Origin of the sequence: Streptoalloteichus tenebrarius (assembly GCF_024171885.1) — a bacterium.
GTDB lineage: Bacteria > Actinomycetota > Actinomycetes > Mycobacteriales > Pseudonocardiaceae > Streptoalloteichus > Streptoalloteichus tenebrarius.
In genome coordinates this window covers 1-17,818 of the sequence record NZ_JAMTCP010000021.1, presented here as the reverse complement: position 1 = coordinate 17,818, position 17,818 = coordinate 1, and the positions used below count along the sequence as shown (strand labels likewise).

13 protein-coding genes and 1 pseudogene are annotated in these 17,818 nt (G+C 72.8%); 5 read left to right on the top strand and 9 right to left on the bottom strand.

Features of this window, described 5'->3' with window-relative positions; translation table 11 throughout:
- Positions 1-346 precede the first annotated feature (346 nt).
- The gene (locus LX15_RS17960) at positions 347-2,326 is read left to right on the top strand and encodes a maltotransferase domain-containing protein (protein WP_253670770.1); all 1,980 of its coding nucleotides are present in this window, start codon (positions 347-349) and stop codon (positions 2,324-2,326) included.
- A complete protein-coding gene (gene glgB / locus LX15_RS17955; protein ID WP_253670769.1) occupies positions 2,323-4,548 on the top strand; it encodes a 1,4-alpha-glucan branching protein GlgB in 2,226 nt (741 codons plus the stop codon). Before LX15_RS17960 ends, glgB begins: the two co-directional genes overlap by 4 nt.
- Here the strand turns inward: glgB and LX15_RS17950 are convergent.
- Positions 4,545-5,149 (bottom strand): annotated as a pseudogene (locus LX15_RS17950) (leucine zipper domain-containing protein). The gene glgB and the pseudogene LX15_RS17950 overlap by 4 nt on opposite strands.
- A gap of 232 nt (positions 5,150-5,381) precedes the next feature.
- On the opposite strand from LX15_RS17950, the gene LX15_RS17945 reads away from it, so the two are divergent.
- A complete protein-coding gene (locus tag LX15_RS17945; RefSeq protein ID WP_253670768.1) occupies positions 5,382-6,746 on the top strand; it encodes a neutral zinc metallopeptidase in 1,365 nt (454 codons plus the stop codon).
- A 22-nt stretch (positions 6,747-6,768) separates the two neighbouring features.
- On the opposite strand, the gene LX15_RS17940 is transcribed toward LX15_RS17945, so the two are convergent.
- Both LX15_RS17940 and LX15_RS17935 read right to left on the bottom strand, forming a co-directional pair.
- The gene (locus LX15_RS17940) at positions 6,769-8,400 is read right to left on the bottom strand and encodes a DUF6114 domain-containing protein (protein WP_253670767.1); all 1,632 of its coding nucleotides are present in this window, start codon (positions 8,398-8,400) and stop codon (positions 6,769-6,771) included.
- 285 nt (positions 8,401-8,685) lie between these two features.
- A complete protein-coding gene (locus LX15_RS17935) occupies positions 8,686-9,291 on the bottom strand; it encodes a DUF6230 family protein (protein WP_253670766.1) in 606 nt (201 codons plus the stop codon).
- Positions 9,292-9,516: 225 nt separating this feature from the next.
- Between LX15_RS17935 and LX15_RS17930 the strand changes: the two genes are divergently transcribed.
- Positions 9,517-11,028 carry a neutral zinc metallopeptidase gene (locus LX15_RS17930; protein ID WP_253670765.1) on the top strand — a complete coding sequence of 504 codons (1,512 nt, stop codon included), beginning with the start codon at positions 9,517-9,519 and terminating at the stop codon, positions 11,026-11,028.
- A gap of 198 nt (positions 11,029-11,226) precedes the next feature.
- Here LX15_RS17930 and LX15_RS17925 read toward each other — a convergent pair whose 3' ends face one another.
- The 3 genes from LX15_RS17925 to LX15_RS17915 all read right to left on the bottom strand — a co-directional run bounded on the left by LX15_RS17925 (position 11,227) and on the right by LX15_RS17915 (position 14,842).
- Entirely contained in the window at positions 11,227-12,210 is a 984-nt protein-coding gene (locus LX15_RS17925; protein ID WP_253670764.1) for a tetratricopeptide repeat protein, read from the bottom strand.
- Between the two features lie 164 nt (positions 12,211-12,374).
- On the bottom strand, positions 12,375-14,141 hold the full coding sequence (gene icmA, locus LX15_RS17920; RefSeq protein ID WP_253670763.1) for a coenzyme B12-dependent isobutyryl-CoA mutase large subunit: 1,767 nt from the start codon (positions 14,139-14,141) through the stop codon (positions 12,375-12,377).
- Positions 14,142-14,536: 395 nt separating this feature from the next.
- Positions 14,537-14,842: an MTH1187 family thiamine-binding protein gene (locus LX15_RS17915; RefSeq protein WP_253670762.1), complete on the bottom strand. Its 306-nt coding sequence runs from the start codon at positions 14,840-14,842 to the stop codon at positions 14,537-14,539.
- A gap of 126 nt (positions 14,843-14,968) precedes the next feature.
- On the opposite strand from LX15_RS17915, the gene LX15_RS17910 reads away from it, so the two are divergent.
- Positions 14,969-15,496 (top strand): MarR family winged helix-turn-helix transcriptional regulator, encoded by a 528-nt coding sequence (locus tag LX15_RS17910; protein WP_253670761.1) that lies wholly within the window; start codon positions 14,969-14,971, stop codon positions 15,494-15,496.
- Positions 15,497-15,558: 62 nt separating this feature from the next.
- Here LX15_RS17910 and LX15_RS17905 read toward each other — a convergent pair whose 3' ends face one another.
- The 3 genes from LX15_RS17905 to LX15_RS17895 all read right to left on the bottom strand — a co-directional run.
- Positions 15,559-15,936: a DUF3817 domain-containing protein gene (locus LX15_RS17905; protein WP_253670760.1), complete on the bottom strand. Its 378-nt coding sequence runs from the start codon at positions 15,934-15,936 to the stop codon at positions 15,559-15,561.
- 167 nt (positions 15,937-16,103) lie between these two features.
- The gene (locus LX15_RS17900) at positions 16,104-17,180 is read right to left on the bottom strand and encodes an ABC transporter permease (protein ID WP_253670759.1); all 1,077 of its coding nucleotides are present in this window, start codon (positions 17,178-17,180) and stop codon (positions 16,104-16,106) included.
- A partial coding sequence (locus tag LX15_RS17895; protein ID WP_253670758.1) for an ABC transporter ATP-binding protein occupies positions 17,177-17,818 on the bottom strand: 642 nt, incomplete at its 5' end. The genes LX15_RS17895 and LX15_RS17900, both read right to left, overlap by 4 nt.

Here is a 17,818-nt window from a genome sequence, read left to right as displayed (position 1 = left end):
ATCGGCCGGCGCGGCCGGCGCCACCACTCCACTTTGGAGCGAATGACCGTCGGTGCCTCCGTCGTCATCCCGCCAGGTGACCCCCGGGCTCCCCCGAGCGGCGGCACCGTCGCGCCGCGCCCCGAACCCCGCTCCGGTCACGGAAACCGGCCCCGCGCCGGGCACGTCGGCGGGCCGACACGGCCGTGATCGACGGGGGTCGCGCGACCGGTCCCACCGCCCGGGGGATATCCGTCCCCGACCGGGCGCAAGATGCGCGGACCGCCCCGGGGTCACCCGGCAGTGGCCAGGGCGAGACGGCAGACTGGGCACCGTTCGAGCACGTCGGATGACGGAAGGCGGACCGGTGAGCGGCCGGCTGAGCATCGACGACGTCTCCCCGGTGATCTCCTGCGGTCGGCGCCCCGCCAAGGCGGTGCTCGGCGAGCAGCTCCCGATCCGGGCGACGGTGTGGCGGGAGGGCCACGAGGCGATGGCCGCCACGGTGGTGTGGCGCGGGCCAGGCGACCGGGTGGGCCGTCAGGTGCGCATGGTTCCGGACGGTGAGGGATGCGACCGCTGGGTCGCGATGGTCCTGCCCGACCGGCTGGGCCCGTGGACCTTCCGGGTGGACGCGTGGAGCGATCCCTGGGCGAGCTGGGTCCACGCGGTGGAGGCGCGGCTGCGCGCGGGGCAGGACGCCGCCGAGCTGGCCAACGACCTGGAGGCCGGCGCCCGCCTGCTGGACCGGGTCGCCCGCCGGCCCGACCGCCGCCGCGACCGGGCGGCGTTGGCCGGGGCCGCCGCCGCGCTGCGCGACGCGCGCCGCCCGCTGCCGGAACGGGTCGGTCCGGCGCTGTCCCCCGAGATCCTCCGGATCATGCACGACCACCCGGTGCGTGAGCTGCTCACCCGCGGGCGGCCGCACCCGGTGTGGGTCGACCGGCCGCGCGCCGCCGTCGGCGCCTGGTACGAGATGTTCCCCCGCTCCACCGGCGGCTGGGACGCCAGGGGCGAGCCGGTGCACGGCACGTTCCAGACGGCGGCCCGGGAACTGGAGCGCGTCGCCGCGATGGGCTTCGACGTCGTCTACCTCCCGCCGATCCACCCCATCGGGCGGGTGAACCGCAAGGGGCGCAACAACTCCCTGGTCGCCTCGCCCGACGACGTCGGGTCCCCGTGGGCGGTCGGCTCGCACGACGGCGGGCACGACGCGGTGCACCCTGACCTCGGCACACTGGCCGACTTCAAGGGTTTCGTCGAGCGGGCGCACGAGCTGGGCATGGAGGTCGCGCTGGACCTGGCGTTGCAGTGCGCGCCCGACCACCCGTGGGTGCAGGAGCACCCGGAGTGGTTCGGCCGCCGTCCCGACGGGACGATCGCCTACGCGGAGAACCCGCCCAAGAAGTACCAGGACATCTACCCGCTGAACTTCGACAACGACCCCGAGCGGCTGCGCCGCGAGATCCTGCGCGTGGTCCGGCACTGGATGGACCACGGGGTGCGGATCTTCCGGGTGGACAACCCGCACACCAAGCCGGCGGACTTCTGGGAGTGGCTGCTGGCCGAGGTCAGGCGGACCGACCCCGACGTCGTCTTCCTGTCCGAGGCGTTCACCCGGCCCGCCCGGCTCTACGGGCTGGCCCGGCTGGGCTTCCACCAGAACTACACGTACTTCACCTGGCGCACCAGCAAGGCGGAGCTGACCGAGTTCGGCGAGGAACTGGTCCGGCACGCCGACGAGTCCCGCCCGAACCTGTTCGTCAACACCCCCGACATCCTGCACGCCTCGTTGCAGACCGGGGTGCCCGCGATGTTCGCGCTGCGCGCCGCCCTCGCCGCGACCCTCGGCCCGAGCTGGGGCGTGTACTCGGGTTTCGAGCTGTACGAGCACGTTCCCCGCGAGCCGGGCAGCGAGGAGTACCTGGACTCGGAGAAGTACGAGCTGCGGCCGAGGGACTTCGCCGGGGCGCTGGCCGAGGGCCGGTCGTTGCAGCCGTGGCTGACCCGGCTCAACGAGATCAGGAGAGACCACCCCGCCCTCCAGCGGCTCCGGACGCTGCGCTTCCACCACGTCGACAACGACGCGTTGATCGCCTACTCCAAGCGCGACCCGGTCAGCGGCGACACGGTGGTCTGCGTGGTGACCCTCGACCCGCACCGGCCGCAGGAGGCGACGCTGTCCCTGGACATGCCCGCGCTCGGGCTGGGGTGGGACGAGCGGTTCGACGCCCACGACGAGGTCAGCGGGGAGCTGTTCGACTGGGGCGCGCGCAACTACGTCCGGCTGCACCCCCACCGCGTCGCCCACATCGTCTCCGTGCACCCCCGTCGAGGTGATCGATGAAGTCGGTTCTGGACACCGTGGACACCTGCCCGCCCGACGGGGAGTCGGTGGACCGGCTGGTCTCCGGCTCCCACCACGACCCCCACTCGGTCCTGGGCGCGCACCCGCACCCCGACGGGATGGTGGTCCGCGTGTTCCGACCGCACGCCGACGCGGTGACGGTCGTGCTGCCCGGCGGCGGGGACGAGCCGGAGCGGCGGTGCCCGCTCCCCCTGGTGGACGAGGCCGGCCTGTTCTCCGGGGTGGTGCCGGCGCCACCCGGCGACTACCGGCTGGAGATCCGCTACGGGGAGCACGTCGAGACCGTCGACGACCCCTACCGGTGGCTGCCCACGCTCGGCGACCTCGACCTGCACCTGATCGCCGAGGGACGGCACGAGCGGCTGTGGGAGGCGTTGGGCGCGCACGAGCGGGCGTACGAGACGGAGCACGGCACGGTGTCCGGCGTCGCCTTCGCGGTGTGGGCGCCCAACGCGCGCGGCGTCCGGCTCTGCGGCGACTTCGACTTCTGGGACGGCAGGGCCTTCCCGCTGCGCTCCCTCGGCTCCTCCGGGATCTGGGAGCTGTTCGTGCCCGACCTGCCCGTGGGCACCCGGTACAAGTTCCGCGTGCTCGGCCCGGACGGCCACTGGCACGAGCGGTCCGATCCGATGGCGTTCGCCGCCGAGCTGCCACCCGCCACCGCCTCGGTGGTCACCACCTCCGGCCACGTGTGGCACGACGACGACTGGATGACGCGCCGGGCCTCGGCCCAGTGGTGGCGGGAGCCGGTGAGCATCTACGAGGTGCACCTCGGCTCGTGGCGGCAGGGCACGGGCTACCGCGAGATCGCCCACGAGCTGGCCGACTACGTCGACCGCATGGGCTTCACCCACGTGGAGCTGCTCCCGGTGGCCGAGCACCCGTTCGGCGGCTCGTGGGGCTACCAGGTGACCTCCTACTACGCGCCGACCGCGCGCTACGGCACCCCTGACGACTTCCGCTACTTCGTGGACCACCTGCACCAGCGCGGCATCGGGGTGCTGCTGGACTGGGTGCCGGCGCACTTCCCGAGGGACGAGTGGGCCCTGGCCCGCTTCGACGGCACGCCGCTCTACGAGCACGCCGACCCCCGGCGGGGGGAGCACCCGGACTGGGGCACGCTGGTGTTCAACCTCGGCCGCACCGAGGTCCGCAACTTCCTGATCGCCAGCGCGCTGTACTGGCTCGACGAGTTCCACCTCGACGGCCTGCGGGTGGACGCCGTGGCGTCGATGCTCTACCTCGACTACTCCCGCGAGGAGGGCGAGTGGGTGCCCAACCCGCACGGCGGCCGGGAGGACCTGGAGGCCATCGCCTTCCTGCGGGAACTCAACGCCACCGCCTACCGGCGGCACCCGGGGATCATGATGGTCGCCGAGGAGTCGACCGCGTGGACCGGCGTCACCCGCCGCACGGACGAGGACGGGCTGGGCTTCGGCTTCAAGTGGAACATGGGCTGGATGCACGACACCCTGGAGTACCTGCGCCGGGATCCCGTGCACCGCTCCTACCACCACAACGAGATCACGTTCTCGATGCTCTATGCGTGGAGCGAGAACTACATCCTGCCGCTGTCCCACGACGAGGTCGTGCACGGCAAGGGCTCGCTGTGGGAGCGGATGCCCGGCGACGCCTGGAACAAGGCCGCCGGCGTGCGGGCGCTGCTCGCCTACATGTGGGCCCATCCCGGCAAGCAACTGCTGTTCATGGGCGGGGAGTTCGGCCAGCCGTGGGAGTGGTCGGCCGCCACGTCGCTGGCGTGGCACCTGCTCGACGAGCACGGCGGCATGAACTACCACCGGGGCATCCAGCGCCTGGTCGGCGTGCTGAACTCGCTCTACCGCGAGCACCCCGCGCTGTACACCCTCGACACCAGCCCCGAGGGCTTCGAGTGGATCGACGGGGGTGACGCCGCCCGCAACCTGCTCAGCTTCCTCCGCCGGGGCGACGACGGGTCCCTGCTGGTCTGCGTGGTCAACTTCGCCGGCATCCCGCACCACGAGCACCGGCTCGCGTTGCCCCTGGCCGGCCGGTGGCGGGAGCTGCTCAACACCGACGAGCCGGACTTCGGCGGCTCCGGGGTCGGCAACGGCAAGCTGGTCACCGCCACGGCCGAGCCCCACCTGGGCCGGCCGGCCTCGGCGGTCGTCGACGTCCCGCCGCTCGGGGTCCTGTGGCTCGTTCCCGACGGGCAGGACTAGGTGTACTGACCTGAGAGGTGGGGAACGCGGCTGGCGGGTGTTCGCCTGCGAGTGCGGTGTGGCCGCGGTGGTGATGGTCGGTGGCAGCCACCGCGGCAGCTCGGCTCGTCGTTCGGTCTCGGATCGGCAGGGACGGGCGTAGGCCCATTCGTCGAGCAGGGTGCGGTTGAAGCGTTCGAGACCGCGCTCTCCTTCTTCTCACCCGGTGGGCGCGCGTTGGTAACGGCGCACCGGTTGCGCGGTGGCTCGGTCGAGGTGGGTCAGCCGGGCCAGGCCGAACCGGGTCAGCACCCGATGCGCTGTCGAGGGCGCCATGCGCAGCAGGAACGCGATCCGGGCCGGCCCCCACCGCCGTGCCAGGCGGACCGTGATGATCCGCCGCTCGATGCGGGTCGGGGTGCGCCCGGGACTGGTGCGGAGGCGATGATCAGACGGCCACACCCGACACGCCCTGGACGCGGCAGCGGTCGGCCCAGCGTTTCGCCGTGCTGACTCCAGATTTGGACTCCGCGGCCAGCCGCAGCGGCCAGCCCTCGTCCACGACACACCGGGCCAAGCGCAGCCTGCCCAGCGGAGTCAGTGGTGTGTGAGCGTGGGTCACGAGGGGCTTGCGTTGGTCGGTGTCGACGTCGCGGTCCACACCGAACCCGGAATCCCTCCCTCATTCCACGATCATCCGATGACGCGTCAGCCCGTTCGCACTCTCAGTGGTCAGTACACCTACGGCGGGCACGGCGGGGACGGCCTCGTCGGAACCGACGGGGATCTCAACCCCTGCCCGGCACAATGACCGGGTGCGACAGGCTGGGGAACGGCGCCGGAGGCGGTGGGGGGTGGGGACCGCCGCCGTGGTGTCGCTCCTCGCCACCCTGCTCGGGGCCTGCTCGGTGCCGGTCCCCGGCGTGCCGAGCGCGGCGGAGAGCGTGACCAGGAGCGGGGTCGACCCGTCGTTCGTGCGCGGCACCGACGGCGGGCTGACCGACCGGCTGGCCGCGGCCACCGTCACCGACGTCCAGGACTACTGGCGGCAGACCTTCGAGCCGACCTTCGGCCGCGCCTGGCAGGACCTGAAGGGCGGGTTCTACTCGGTCGACAGCTCCAGCAGGTCGGCCAAGCCGGCGCCGTGCACGGAGAAGGCCAGCGACGTGGAGGGCAACGCGTTCTACTGCCCCAGCGCCGACGCGATCGCGTGGGACCGCTCCGCCCTGTTGCCCGTCCTGCGGGAGAAGTACGGGGACGCGGCCGTGGTGATCGTGCTGGCGCACGAGATCGGCCACGCCGTGCACCACAGGGCCGGGGTCGGCGTCGCCGAGCAACGGCAGCAGCCCAGCCGGTACCCCACGATCCTGACCGAGGCGATGGCCGACTGCTACGCCGGCGCGTTCGTCCGGTGGGTCGCCGACGGCAGGGCCCCGCACCTGCGGATCAACGGCGGGCAGCTCGACTCGGCGCTCGGCGCGCTGGTCAGCTTCCGGGACCCGGTCGGCACGGCCAAGACCGACCGCAGCGCCCACGGCAACGCCTTCGACCGGGTCTCGGCGTTCCAGGACGGCTTCCAGCAGGGGCCGAAGCTGTGCTCGGGAATGAGCGTGGACAACCGGAAGTTCACCCAGACCACGTTCACCAGCTTCGACGACCGGGCCAGCGGCGGGAACATGGAGTTTGACCGCATGATCGGCTCGGTCACCGCCGACCTCGACAACTACTTCAACGCCCTGGTCACCCAGCGCGGCGGTTCGTGGCGGCGGCCGACCGTGCGCGTGGACGTGCCCCACCCCGAGTGCGAGGGCCGCGACCAGGGGCCGGTGGCGTTCTGCCCCGCCACCGGCCGGATCGAGCTGGACGGCGCCGACGAGGTGTCGCGGCTGCACACGCGGATCGGCGACTACGCGACCGGGACGCTCGTGGCCACGCGGTACGGGCTGGCGGCCCAGTCGGCGCTGGGCCGGCCGGTGCGGGGCGAGGCCGCGACCAAGACGGCGTTGTGCCTGGCCGGCGCGTACACCGGCACGGTGTTCGGCCGGCGGGAGGGGTTCGGCCTGTCACCGGGCGACCTGGACGAGGCGGTCCAGGTGCTGCTCGGGTACGACTACGGCGCGCGCGACGTGGCGGGCGAGGCGGTCCACTCCGGGTTCGACCGGGTGGAGGCGTTCCGCAACGGCGCGCTCGGCGGCCCCGCCGCCTGCGGCTTCGGCTGAGCGGTCAGGGTCAGGGGCAGGGTCAGGAGAGGCTGATCACCGCCCCCGGGATGCTCAACGTCCCGCCGAGCTGCTGCGCGTTGGTCACGGTGACGTCCCGGAAGAACAGGAGCGGCAACGTGAGGGGCGGGGGGCTGTCCGGGCTGAAGTCCACCGGGATCGGGATCCCCAGGATGTCGAGCTTGCCGACCAGCCGTTCGGTGTGCAGGACGACGGAGGACCCCCGGATCGTCGTGACGGTGCCGGGGCCGGCCCGCACGGTCATCGTCCGCCCCTCCCCCACGTCCGAGGTCATCACCATGTCGGTGATGTCGACCCCGGTGACCCGGAACGCCAGGGCGCGTTTGGTCCCGCCGCGGATGGGCACGTCGGTGATCCCGTCGAAGCTCAGGCCGGACAACGTCATCCGCGACCCGGTCAGCGTGAACGGTTTGGTCGCGGCCAGGCCGGGTCCCGCCTGCACCGTCGGTGGCGGGCTGGTGCTCGTGCTCGGCGTGCTCGGCGTCGGGGTTCCCGACGCCGAGCCGCTCTGCGACGCGCCTGGCGAGGAGGACGGTGAGCTGGGCGGCGCCCCCGGGGACGTCCCCGGCGCGCCACTGGTCGCGGTCGGGCCGGGTTGGGGCGCGCCGGACGTGGGTGTGCCGGACGTGGGTGTGGTGGGGGCGGTCGTGGCCGCCGGCGTCGGTGACGGGGTCGTGGTGGCGGTGGCGGGAGGACGCCCACCGGCGACGGCGACGCTCCCGGGCGCGGAGGCGATCAGCACGGCGACCGCTGCCGCCGCGAGCAGGCCCACGACCAGCGCCGACGGGGGCAGACGGGGTCCGGGAGACGGCCGCTCGTCGGGCGCTCGCCGCGCGCCGGACTCGCCAGGCACGGTCGGTTGGCCGGGCGCGGCGGACTCGCTTGACGTGGCGGACTCGCTTGACGCGTCGGACTCACCGGGTGCGGCGGAGCGCTCGGCCGCGTCGACGACCTCACGCGTGATCATCTCTTCGGTGGTCGGCGCTGTCGGGGCCCCGGCCCCGGTGGTCGTCGCCGTGGCCGACACCGCGGTCTCGCCGTCGTCCACCGCTCGTCCCCGGTCCTTCCGCCCCTCGGAGCGCCGCCGCTTCCGAGGTCGTGCCTGCCCGGCCTGGTCGGTCCACGACACCGCCAGCGCCGCGCCGACCACGCCCAGCACCGCTCCCACCACGAAGCCGCCCAGGTTCGCGGTCACCAGGGAGACCAGCGCGAGCAACATCGCCGCGACGCCCGCCACCAGCCGGAACTGGGGGCGCACCCACAGCGAGAGCCCGACGGTGATCAGCAGGACGCCGATCACCAGCGAGGAGACCCCGCCGATGGTGCGGATCGCCAGCGTCAGGTCGCCGATGCGGAGGGTGGCGTAGGGCGGGACCAGGATCACGACGCCGGACAGCCCCAGGAACAACCCGGCCCAGAACGGCCGGCCCCGGCGCCAGGTCCGGAAGGCGCGCCACCCCTGGGCGAGCCGGGCGGGGGCCGACCTGGACCCGGCGGGTGGCGCCGCCGCCCCGGGCTGGGGCAGGACCCGGGTGCGCGCGTGGTCGCCGCCGCCCCCGGGGGACACCGCGGTCGCGCCGATCACGGCGGTGGGCGGCCCGAGGGGGTCCTCGCCGACGGCGCCCGGCGCCACCCAGGTGGCATGGGACCCGGTCCCGGATGTTGGTGGGGACGAGCCTCCGTCATCCCGGGCGATTGGGCCCTCGGGTGACCACCGGTCGCCGGGGCGGGGCGTTCCCCCGGCGTTCGGAGCCGGACCGGAGGTCCCGGCGCGCGCGGGTGGCCGGGGCGGGGGAGCTCCGGCCCCCACCCCCGAGCCCACAGATGGTTCCTCGGCGACCATCGCCGTCTCCTCCCGTGTCGGCCGAGCACGTCGTCCGACCGGTCGGCCGGACGACGTGCGAGGGCGCGGCCAGGATCAGAAACACTCGTGCCGGCCGGCCCGCAGGGCCAGGTTCATCCCGTTGAACTGCAACGTCGAGGCGGTGGTGCTCCACGCGGTCTGCTTGAGACCGGTCACCGTGACCGTGTCGGCCTGTAAGCCGAACGTCCCCGCCTGCCCCTTGCCCGGGCCCTTGTCGAGGGTCGCCGCGTCACGGCCCACCTCGGCGTTGCTGAGGGTCAGGCTTCCGGACAGGCTCTCGGCGTTGAGCAGCAGGTTCTCCGCCTTCATGCCCCCGGCGCCCCCCGCGGTGATGTTCAGCGAGATCTCGCCGAGCAGGGGGACGTTCGGCGTGACCACGGACTGGCAGAAGTTGTCCAGGCTGGCCTTGCCGATCGCGTTGACGGCGACCGCGTGCGCCTTGCCGTCCGCGGACCGGTCGACGCTGCCGTACTGGGCGTAGCCCTGGCCCACCATCTTGTCGGCCGAGGCCTTGAAGCTGGTTCCGGAGACCGTGAAGGACGCGGCCAGCGCGCCCTGCGAGATGCCCATGACCAGGACGCCACTGGCGACCAGGCCGCCGCCGAGCACCGCGCCGAACCGCAGCCACCTGGTGCGGCCACCCTGTCGTGCAGTCACCATGGTCGACTCCTTCCAGCTCGCCCGGCCCGAGCGCCGCCCGCTGGCGTCCCGGTTGTTACCGGGGAGTAAAGCTGAAGGGTGTTCGGTTTCGCGGCCGTGGCCAAGCCGCCAGTTGGAGCAAGTCGGGCACCTGGGCGACATCCGGCCACTAAGTTCGTGCTGGCGCGTCACCGGTTCGGTGGATGCGCCGGTTTCTCACTTCCACGATCAGGATGGGACGTTCGGATGGCGGTGGTGTCGACCCGATCCCGACGGACGGGCCGGGCGGTGGTCACGGCGGTCGCCGTGGTGGCCGCGCTGGCACTCGGCGGATGCGCCGGGCAGAAGGTGGCCGGGAAGCCCCGCGCGCTGGGGGCGATCGACCCCGGCACCGTGGCCGGCCTGCCGGTGACCGACGGGCCCAGCGGGCCGAAGCGTGGCGCGGCCGACTCCACGCTGCCGGTCGACAACGCCGACGGCGGGGAGATGGACAAGATCGCCGTCAACGCGGTGAACGACGTCCAGGAGTACTGGAAGGAGCGCTTCCGCACCGACTTCAAGACCGAGTTCAAGCCGGTCAGCCGGCTGCTGTCCTACGACTCCAACGGCAGGGGCGTGCAGATCTGCCGCAGCAGCACCGAGGGACAGGTCAACGCGTTCTACTGCCCGCTGGACGACGCCATCGCGTGGGACAGGGGCGAGCTGCTGCCGATGCTGAACAAGCGGTTCGGCCCCATGGCGGTCGTCACCGTGCTGGCCCACGAGATGGGCCACGCGGTGCAGCACCGGCTCGCCACGGCGGGGACGTCCGCCGGGATCCCCGACGACGCGAAGATCACGAGCTCCACCCCGTCCATCGTGGCCGAGCAGCAAGCCGACTGCTACGCCGGCGCCTTCTTCCGGCACGTGGCGGAGGGGAGGTCGAAGCACTTCGAGATCTCCACCGGCAAGGGCCTCAACCAGGTGCTCGCCTCGCTGTTCTTCATCCGCGACCAGGTCGGCACCTCCTTCGCCAAGCAGGGCGCGCACGGCACCGCCTTCGACCGCATCACCGGCTTCCAGTACGGCTTCGCCGAGGGGCCGTCGCGCTGCGCCAGGATCGGGGTCAAGGAGGTCGAGAACCGGATCACCGAGCTGCCGTTCATCAAGAAGGACGACCAGAAGACCGGCGGCAACATCGAGATCAACGCGGCCAACCTCGAAGCGATCAAGAAGAGCCTCGGCGAGGCGTTCAGGGACACCGGGGCGGCGGCGCCGTCCTTCCGGGACTCGGTCGGGTCCTGCTCGGACGCCAAGCCCACCAAGCCGACGGCGTACTGCCCCAGCAGCAACACGGTCTCGCTCGACATGGCCGACCTGACCAGGATCGGCACCCCGCCGAAGAAGGGCGACCGGCAGAGCACCGGCATCGGCGACTTCGCCGCCTACGGCGAGGTGGCGTCGCGGTACGTGATGTCGGTGCAGAAGGCGGTCGGCGCGGAACTGAAGGGTGACGTGGCCGGCCTGCGGACCGCCTGCATGGTCGGCTCGTGGGCTGGGCAGCTCCTGGAGCACCCGGTCAACAAGCGGAACCCGTTGCCGGGAGCCAAGATCTCTCCCGGCGACCTGGACGAGGCCGTGGCCGAGCTGCTGTCCGAGCACAGCCTGATCGCGGCGGACGTGGACGGCAGGAGCGTGCCCTCGGGCTTCGCCAGGGTCGAGGCCCTGCGGGTCGGGTTCATGGACGGCGTCAGCCCGTGCACGGAGAAGTTCAACTGAGCCGTCGGCGGAGGCGGGGACTCCGGGGGATGTGAGGACGCCGGGGCGGCCGGGCTGGCCGCCCCGCTCCCCGCCCCTGACGCCGACGGACGAGAAAGGGTCCTCTTCGGACAGTTGTCTGTCCGAAGAGGACCCTTCGTCTCTCGCCGGCTCGTCTCTCGCCGGCGCGCCGGCCGGGCCGTCCCGGGCGGCGGGCCGTCAGAACAGCGCGCTGGCCAGGTTCCGCCGCGCCGCGATCACCCGCTGGTCGTCGGCGGGGAACAGCTCGAACAGGTCGACCAGGTGCTGGCGTACGCGGTTGCGCTCGTCGCCCGAGGTGCGCTTCACCGCGGCGACCAGGCGCTGGAACGCCTGCTCCACCCGCTGGCCGGCGATCTCGGCGTCCGCCGCCGCCAACTGGGCGTCGACGTCGTCCGGGTTCGCGTCGGCCCGCGCCACCGCGCTCGGGTCGGCCGCGGCGGCCCTGGCCTCGAAGCGGACCTGCGCGAGCGCGGCCCTCGCCTCCTCGTTGCCCGGCTCGGCGTCCAGGATGCGCTGGTAGGCGGCCTCGGCGGCGGCCAGGTCGCCGCGCTCCAGCGCCTCCTCGGCCGCCACGAACCTCGGGTCCTCCGGCTGCTCGGCGGGCTCGGCCGCGCCCGACGCGGCCTGCTCGGCGGCGCGGATGCCCGGCATCTGGTCGCGCAGCGCGTCCAGCAACGCCTTGATCCAGTCGCGGACCTGGGGCTCGGGCAGCGCGCCGGCGAAGCCGTCGATCGGCTGGCCGCCGGCGATGGCCATCACGGTCGGGACCGAGCGCACCTGGAAGAGCTGGGCGATGCGCGGGTTCGCGTCGACGTCGATCTTGGCGAGCACCCAGGCGCCCCCGCCCTGCTCGGCCAGCCGCTCCAGCACCGGGGAGAGCTGCTTGCACGGCCCGCACCAGGTGGCCCAGAGGTCGACCACCACCGGGACCTGCATGGAGCGCTCGACGACCTCCTGCTGGAAGGTCGCCTCGGTCACGTCGACCACGAAGGAGCCCCGCGCGGGCGCGCCGGCCCCGCCGCCCGGCGCCGGTGGGGCGGGCGCCTGCCTGGCGGCTTCGGCCCTCGCCTTCACCGCCGAGAGGTCGACCGCGCCGGCGAAGGCGGCGGACAGCGCTGCTGCGGACTGCTGACGTGGATCCGGCCTCGTCACGTCCTCCATCTTGGCACGACCGCGTGACCAACGGCCGCCCGTCCCCTCACCAACCCGCGCGGCCGTGTCGCGCGGCGCCCGGTTCCGCCGGAGGACCGGAGCCGGAACGACGACGGGCGACCGGCCGGCGTCGACGCCGGCCGGTCGCCCGAGAACGCGAGGTGGCGGAACGGTCAGAACCGGGCGGGTTCGGTGTACACGCCCCACTCGGCGCGCAGGGCGTCGCAGATCTCGCCGAGCGTCGCCTCGGCGCGGACCGCCGCCAGCATCGGCTCGATGAGGTTGCCCTCGCCCCTGGCCACCTCGACCATGTCCGACAGCGCGCGGTCCACCGCGGCCTGGTCCCTGGTGGCGCGGCGCCGCTCCAGCAGGCGGCGCTGCTCCACCTCGACCTCGTGGCTGACCCGGAGGATCTCCAGGTCGTCCGACAGCGAGTCGACGTGGCAGTTGACGCCGACCATCTTCTTGTCGCCCTTCTCCAGCGCCTGCTGGTAGGCGAACGCGGCGTCGGCGATCTCGCCGGTGAACCAGCCGTCCTCGATGCCCCGCAGGATGCCGGAGGTCATCTCGCCGATCGGGTGCTCGCCGCTGGGCACGGCCGCCCTGGCCATGTCCCTGATCCGGTCGAAGATCCGCTCGGCGTCGGCCTCGATCCGGTCGGTCAGCGCCTCGACGTACCAGGAGCCGCCGAGCGGGTCGGCCACGTTGGCCACCCCGGTCTCCTCCATGATCACCTGCTGCGTGCGCAGGGCGATCTGGGCGGCCCGCTCGCTGGGCAGCGCCAGCACCTCGTCGAGGGCGTTGGTGTGCAACGAGTTGGTGCCGCCGAGCACGGCGGCCAGCGCCTCGACGGCGGTGCGGACGATGTTGTTGTCCGGCTGCTGCGCGGTCAGGGACACGCCCGCGGTCTGGGTGTGGAAGCGCAGCCACTGCGCCTTGGCCGTCTTGGCGCCGTAGACGTCCCGCATCCAGCGCGCCCAGATGCGACGGGCGGCGCGGAACTTGGCGATCTCCTCGAAGAAGTCGACGTGCGCGTCGAAGAAGAAGCTCAGGCCGGGGGCGAACCGGTCGACGTCCAGCCCCCGCGACAGGCCCAGCTCCACGTAGCCGAAGCCGTCGGCGAGGGTGAAGGCCAGCTCCTGCGCGGCCGTCGCGCCGGCCTCCCTGATGTGGTAGCCCGACACGCTCAGCGGCTTGTAGGCCGGGATGTGGTGCGCGCAGTGCTCCATGAGGTCGCCGATCAGCCGCAGGTGCGGCTCCGGCGCGAAGAGCCACTCCTTCTGCGCGATGTACTCCTTGAAGATGTCGGTCTGGAGCGTGCCGTTGAGCTTGCCGACGTCGGCGCCCTGCCGCTCGGCCGCCACCAGGTACATGCAGAAGACCGGGACGGCGGGGCCGGAGATGGTCATCGACGTGGTGACCTGCTCCAGCGGGATGTCGCGGAACAGCACGTCCATGTCGGCCGCCGAGTCGATCGCCACGCCGCAGTGGCCGACCTCGCCGATCGAGCGGGGGTCGTCCGAGTCGCGCCCCATGAGGGTCGGCATGTCGAAGGCGACCGACAGGCCGCCGCCGCCGCGCGACAGGATCATCTTGTAGCGCTCGTTGGTCTGCTCGGCGTTGCCGAACCCGGCGAACTGCCGGATGGTCCACGCCTTGCCCCGGTACCCGGTCGCGTGCAGGCCCCTGGTGAACGGGTACTCGCCGGGCCAGCCGATCCGCTCGAAGCCAGCGACCGTCTCGCCGGGCCGGGGGCCGTAGACCGGGTCGACCTCCACCCCGGACAGGGTGGTGAAGTCGGCGTCCCTGACCTGCCCCCTGCGGCGCGCCTCCTCGTAGCGCTGACGCCACCGCTCGCGACCGGCCTCGATCTCTTCGGGACCGGTGAGCCCGCCGTGCGGGCCGGCCTCCCGCTGCTCGTCGGAACCAGGCACGGGCATCACTACCCCCTCGGCTGGGTCTCCATCGGTACCCCGATGGTAGGACTTCCTAGTATCTACCGGCCAGTGTGGCGCCCGTCACCAACCCGGGCGGTTTCCGCCGGCTCCCGACGCGGCGGCCCAGGAACTGTCACCCTCCCCTGCCATCGTGAAATCAGGGGTTCCCCCTGGTAACGGTGTTTTGGCGAAATCGCACCCCTTCATGGCCGCGTCGACGGGCACACCTGGCGCGTGGGACGTGTCCGTGTCAGGACGTGCGGGCTCGTGCGGACACCATTTCGCCGGGGAGGCGGGCCACGAACGCCGAACGGCCGCCACCGGCACGATGCCGGAGGCGGCCGTTCGGCGAGGTCGATGCGGTCGATGCGGTCGACGCAGTCCGCGCGGTCGCGCGCTCAGTCCTGAGCCAGGTGCTGCTCGACCCGCTCCACCTTGGCGCGCAACTGCCCGGTGTGACCGGGCCGGATGTCCGCCTTGAGCACGAGGCTCACCCGGGGCGCGTGGGCCTGCACGGCCTCGACGGCCCTGCGCACCACGTCCATCACCTCGTCCCAGCTCTCACCCTCGATCGTGGTGAACATGGCCGTGGTCTCGTTGGGCAGGCCGGACTCGCGCACCACCCGGACGGCGTCGGCCACCGCCTCGCTCACACCGTCGGACTCGCCGCCGCCCAGCGGGCTCACGCTGAAAGCCACCAGCACGCCGTTCTCCTCCTCGTACTTCCCGTGTCGTTCCCGCCCGGACTCCGGAATCGTCGCCGACCGGCGGCCCGCCCAACACCCGAGGTGATCCAACCGACGGCGAACCCGCTGGTAGCGTCGAACGCCATGACGGCCCACCGCCCCCTGCCGTTCGACCCGATCGCCCGCGCGACCCGGCTCTGGTCCGAGCGCATCGGAGGGCCAGCCGGAACCATGGCGGCCGTCACCAGCGTCATGCGCGTCCAGCAGATCGTCCTGTCCGCCGTGGACCAGGTACTGCGGCCCCTCGGCCTCACCTTCGCCCGGTACGAGGCGCTGGTGCTGCTGGTCTTCTCCCAGCGCGGCAGCCTCCCGATGCGGGTGATGGGCGAGCGGTTGCAGCTCCACCCCACGAGCGTCACCAACATCGTGGACCGGCTGGAGGGCGACGGGCTGGTGCGCCGGCTCCCGCACCCGACGGACCGGCGCACCACGCTCGTGGAGATCACCGACTCCGGCCGGGACCTGATGAAGCGGGCCACCGAGGCGGTCATGGAGGTCAACTTCGGCCTGCCCGGCCTCACCGAGCGGCAGACCGACCAGCTCACCGAGCTGCTGGCCCGGGTCCGGCGCGCCGCGGGCGACTTCGTCGACGACGCGCCCGAGGCTCCCTGAGCCGGCGCGCCCGGGGACGGCCGCGACGCGCCGGAGCGGCGGGCGGGCCGGACCGGTGGACGTCAGCTCCGCGCCGGCTCGGCGGCGGCCGAGGAGGTCGCGCCGCCGGGGCCCTCGCCGTCCTCGCCGTTCCCGGTCGGGTCGGTCAGCCGGCCCGTGCGGCTGGCCCACCGCTCGAACACCACGGTGCCGAACGGCGGCACGCTGGCGACCAGCGCCCACACCGTCGCCTTCCCGTCCCAGCGCAGCGGGTCCCGCACCAGCAGCGTCACGATCACGTAGATCACGAAGAGCACGCCGTGGACGGGACCGAAGATCTTGACGCCGATCGGGTTGCTGGCCACGACGTACTTGAAGAGCATGCCCACGAGCAACGCGCACCAGGACAGGGCCTCGGCGACGGCGATGGCGCGGAAACGGGCGGCGGGCGACGAGAGCACGGCATTCCCTCCGGTCGGTGACGGTCTGCGGTTCGTCCCAACCCCGGTCGGGTCACTCGCCGGCCGGCCGCCGCGGGGAGCGGGGCCGACACGCGCCGGCGGACCGGGGGTGCGTAGGTAGGCTACATATCCCCGGTCCGCCGGTACAGATCACCCTCGGATCAGCCTCAGGCGTCGTCCCACCGGAACAGCCGCGAGGCGATCGCGCCCACCACGACCGCGAACCCGACCAGCACGGCAGCGGGCACCGCGAGCGCCTCGATCCCCTTGCCCCGCACCATCACGTCGAGCATGCCGTCGGTCAGGTGCCGCAGGGGCAGCACCTGGGACACCGTCTGCAACCAGCCGGGGGCGTTCTGCATCGGGAAGAACGTGCCGGACAGGAAGGCCATCGGCAGCACGACGAGGTTGGCCGCCGCGGTCGCCGTCTCCTCGGTCCTGGCGAACGAGCCGGCGAGCATGCCGATCGCGAAGAAGGCGAGCGAGCCCAGCAGGATCAACGGGAGCGCCAGCCACCACTGGCCGGACAGCGACAGCCCGAACAGCGGGATCGAGGCGACGCCGACGAACAGCGCGGCCTGGCCGACCGCGATCCCCATGCTCACGAGCAGCCGCGAGGTCAGCACGGTGGACACCGGGACGGGCGCGAGCCGGATCCGGCGCAGCACCTGCTTCTTGCGCCACGACACCAGCGTCACGGCGGAGCCGAAGATCGCGGAGGTGGACACCGCCCAGGACAGGATGCCAGGAGTGAGGAACTGGATCGGCTTCAGCGAGGAGTCCTCGATCCGCTGGCTGTCCAGCCGCACCTTCGGCGGCTGCCCGGACGCGGCGATGTTCACCTTGTCCACGACCCCGCCGACGATGCCCTGGACCAGGCCGGCCTGCGCCTGGTCGCTGGCGGCGTACCGCAGCTCGACGGTGTCGCCCCTGGCCAGCACGGCCGCCGGGAGGTCGCCGTCGCGCACCTTGCGCACGGCGTCGTCGGCCGCGCCGAGCCGCTCCAGCTCGACGGCGCCGCTCTGCTCCAACGCCACCACGACGGGGCCGTCGCCGACCACGGCGATCTTCGGCCGGCTCCCGCCCTCCTTGCCGAAGATCAGGCCGAAGACGACCAGGAACATCAGCGGGAACAGGAACACGAAGAACAGGCCGGCCCTGTCCCTGACGAAGCCCCGGAACATGGCCGTGGACAGGCTGCGGAAGGACGACGCCGTCCCCCCGCGGCGAGAGGAGGCGGTCATGCGCGGTACTCCCGTCCGGTCAGGTGGAGGAAGACGTCCTCCAGGGTGGCCGTGCGGACCTGGAGGCCGTCCAGCGCGCCCCGCTCGGCCAGGTCGGCGAGCACCGGCGCGGGCGTGCGGGTGGACAGGGTCAGCGAGACGCCGTCGGTGTTGACGGACTCGACGCCCGGGATCGCCCTGGCCGTCTCGACGGACAGCGCGCCGTCGGCGAGCGTCACGTGGGTGGGCGCGTCCAGCCCGCGCACGAGTGCGGCGGGTGTGTCCATCGCCAGGACCCGGCCATGGTCCATGATCGCGACCCGGTCGCAGAGGATCTCGGCCTCGTCCAGGTAGTGGGTCGTGTACACGATCGTCTTGCCGCGCTGCTGGATCACCCGCAGCACGTCCCACAGGTTGCGGCGCGACTGCGGGTCGAGCGCGGCCGTGGGCTCGTCGAGGAACACGATGTCCGGGTCGTGGGCCAGCGCGCAGGCGATCGACAACCGCTGGCGCTGACCACCGGAGAGCTTGTCCTCCCGGGTGTCGGCCTTGTCGGCCAGCCCGACCACGTCGAGCATGTCGGCGGCGTCGCCGCGCGAGACGCCGTAGAGCGCGGCGAAGGTCTCCAACTGCTCCCGGGCGGTCAGCTTGTCGAAGAA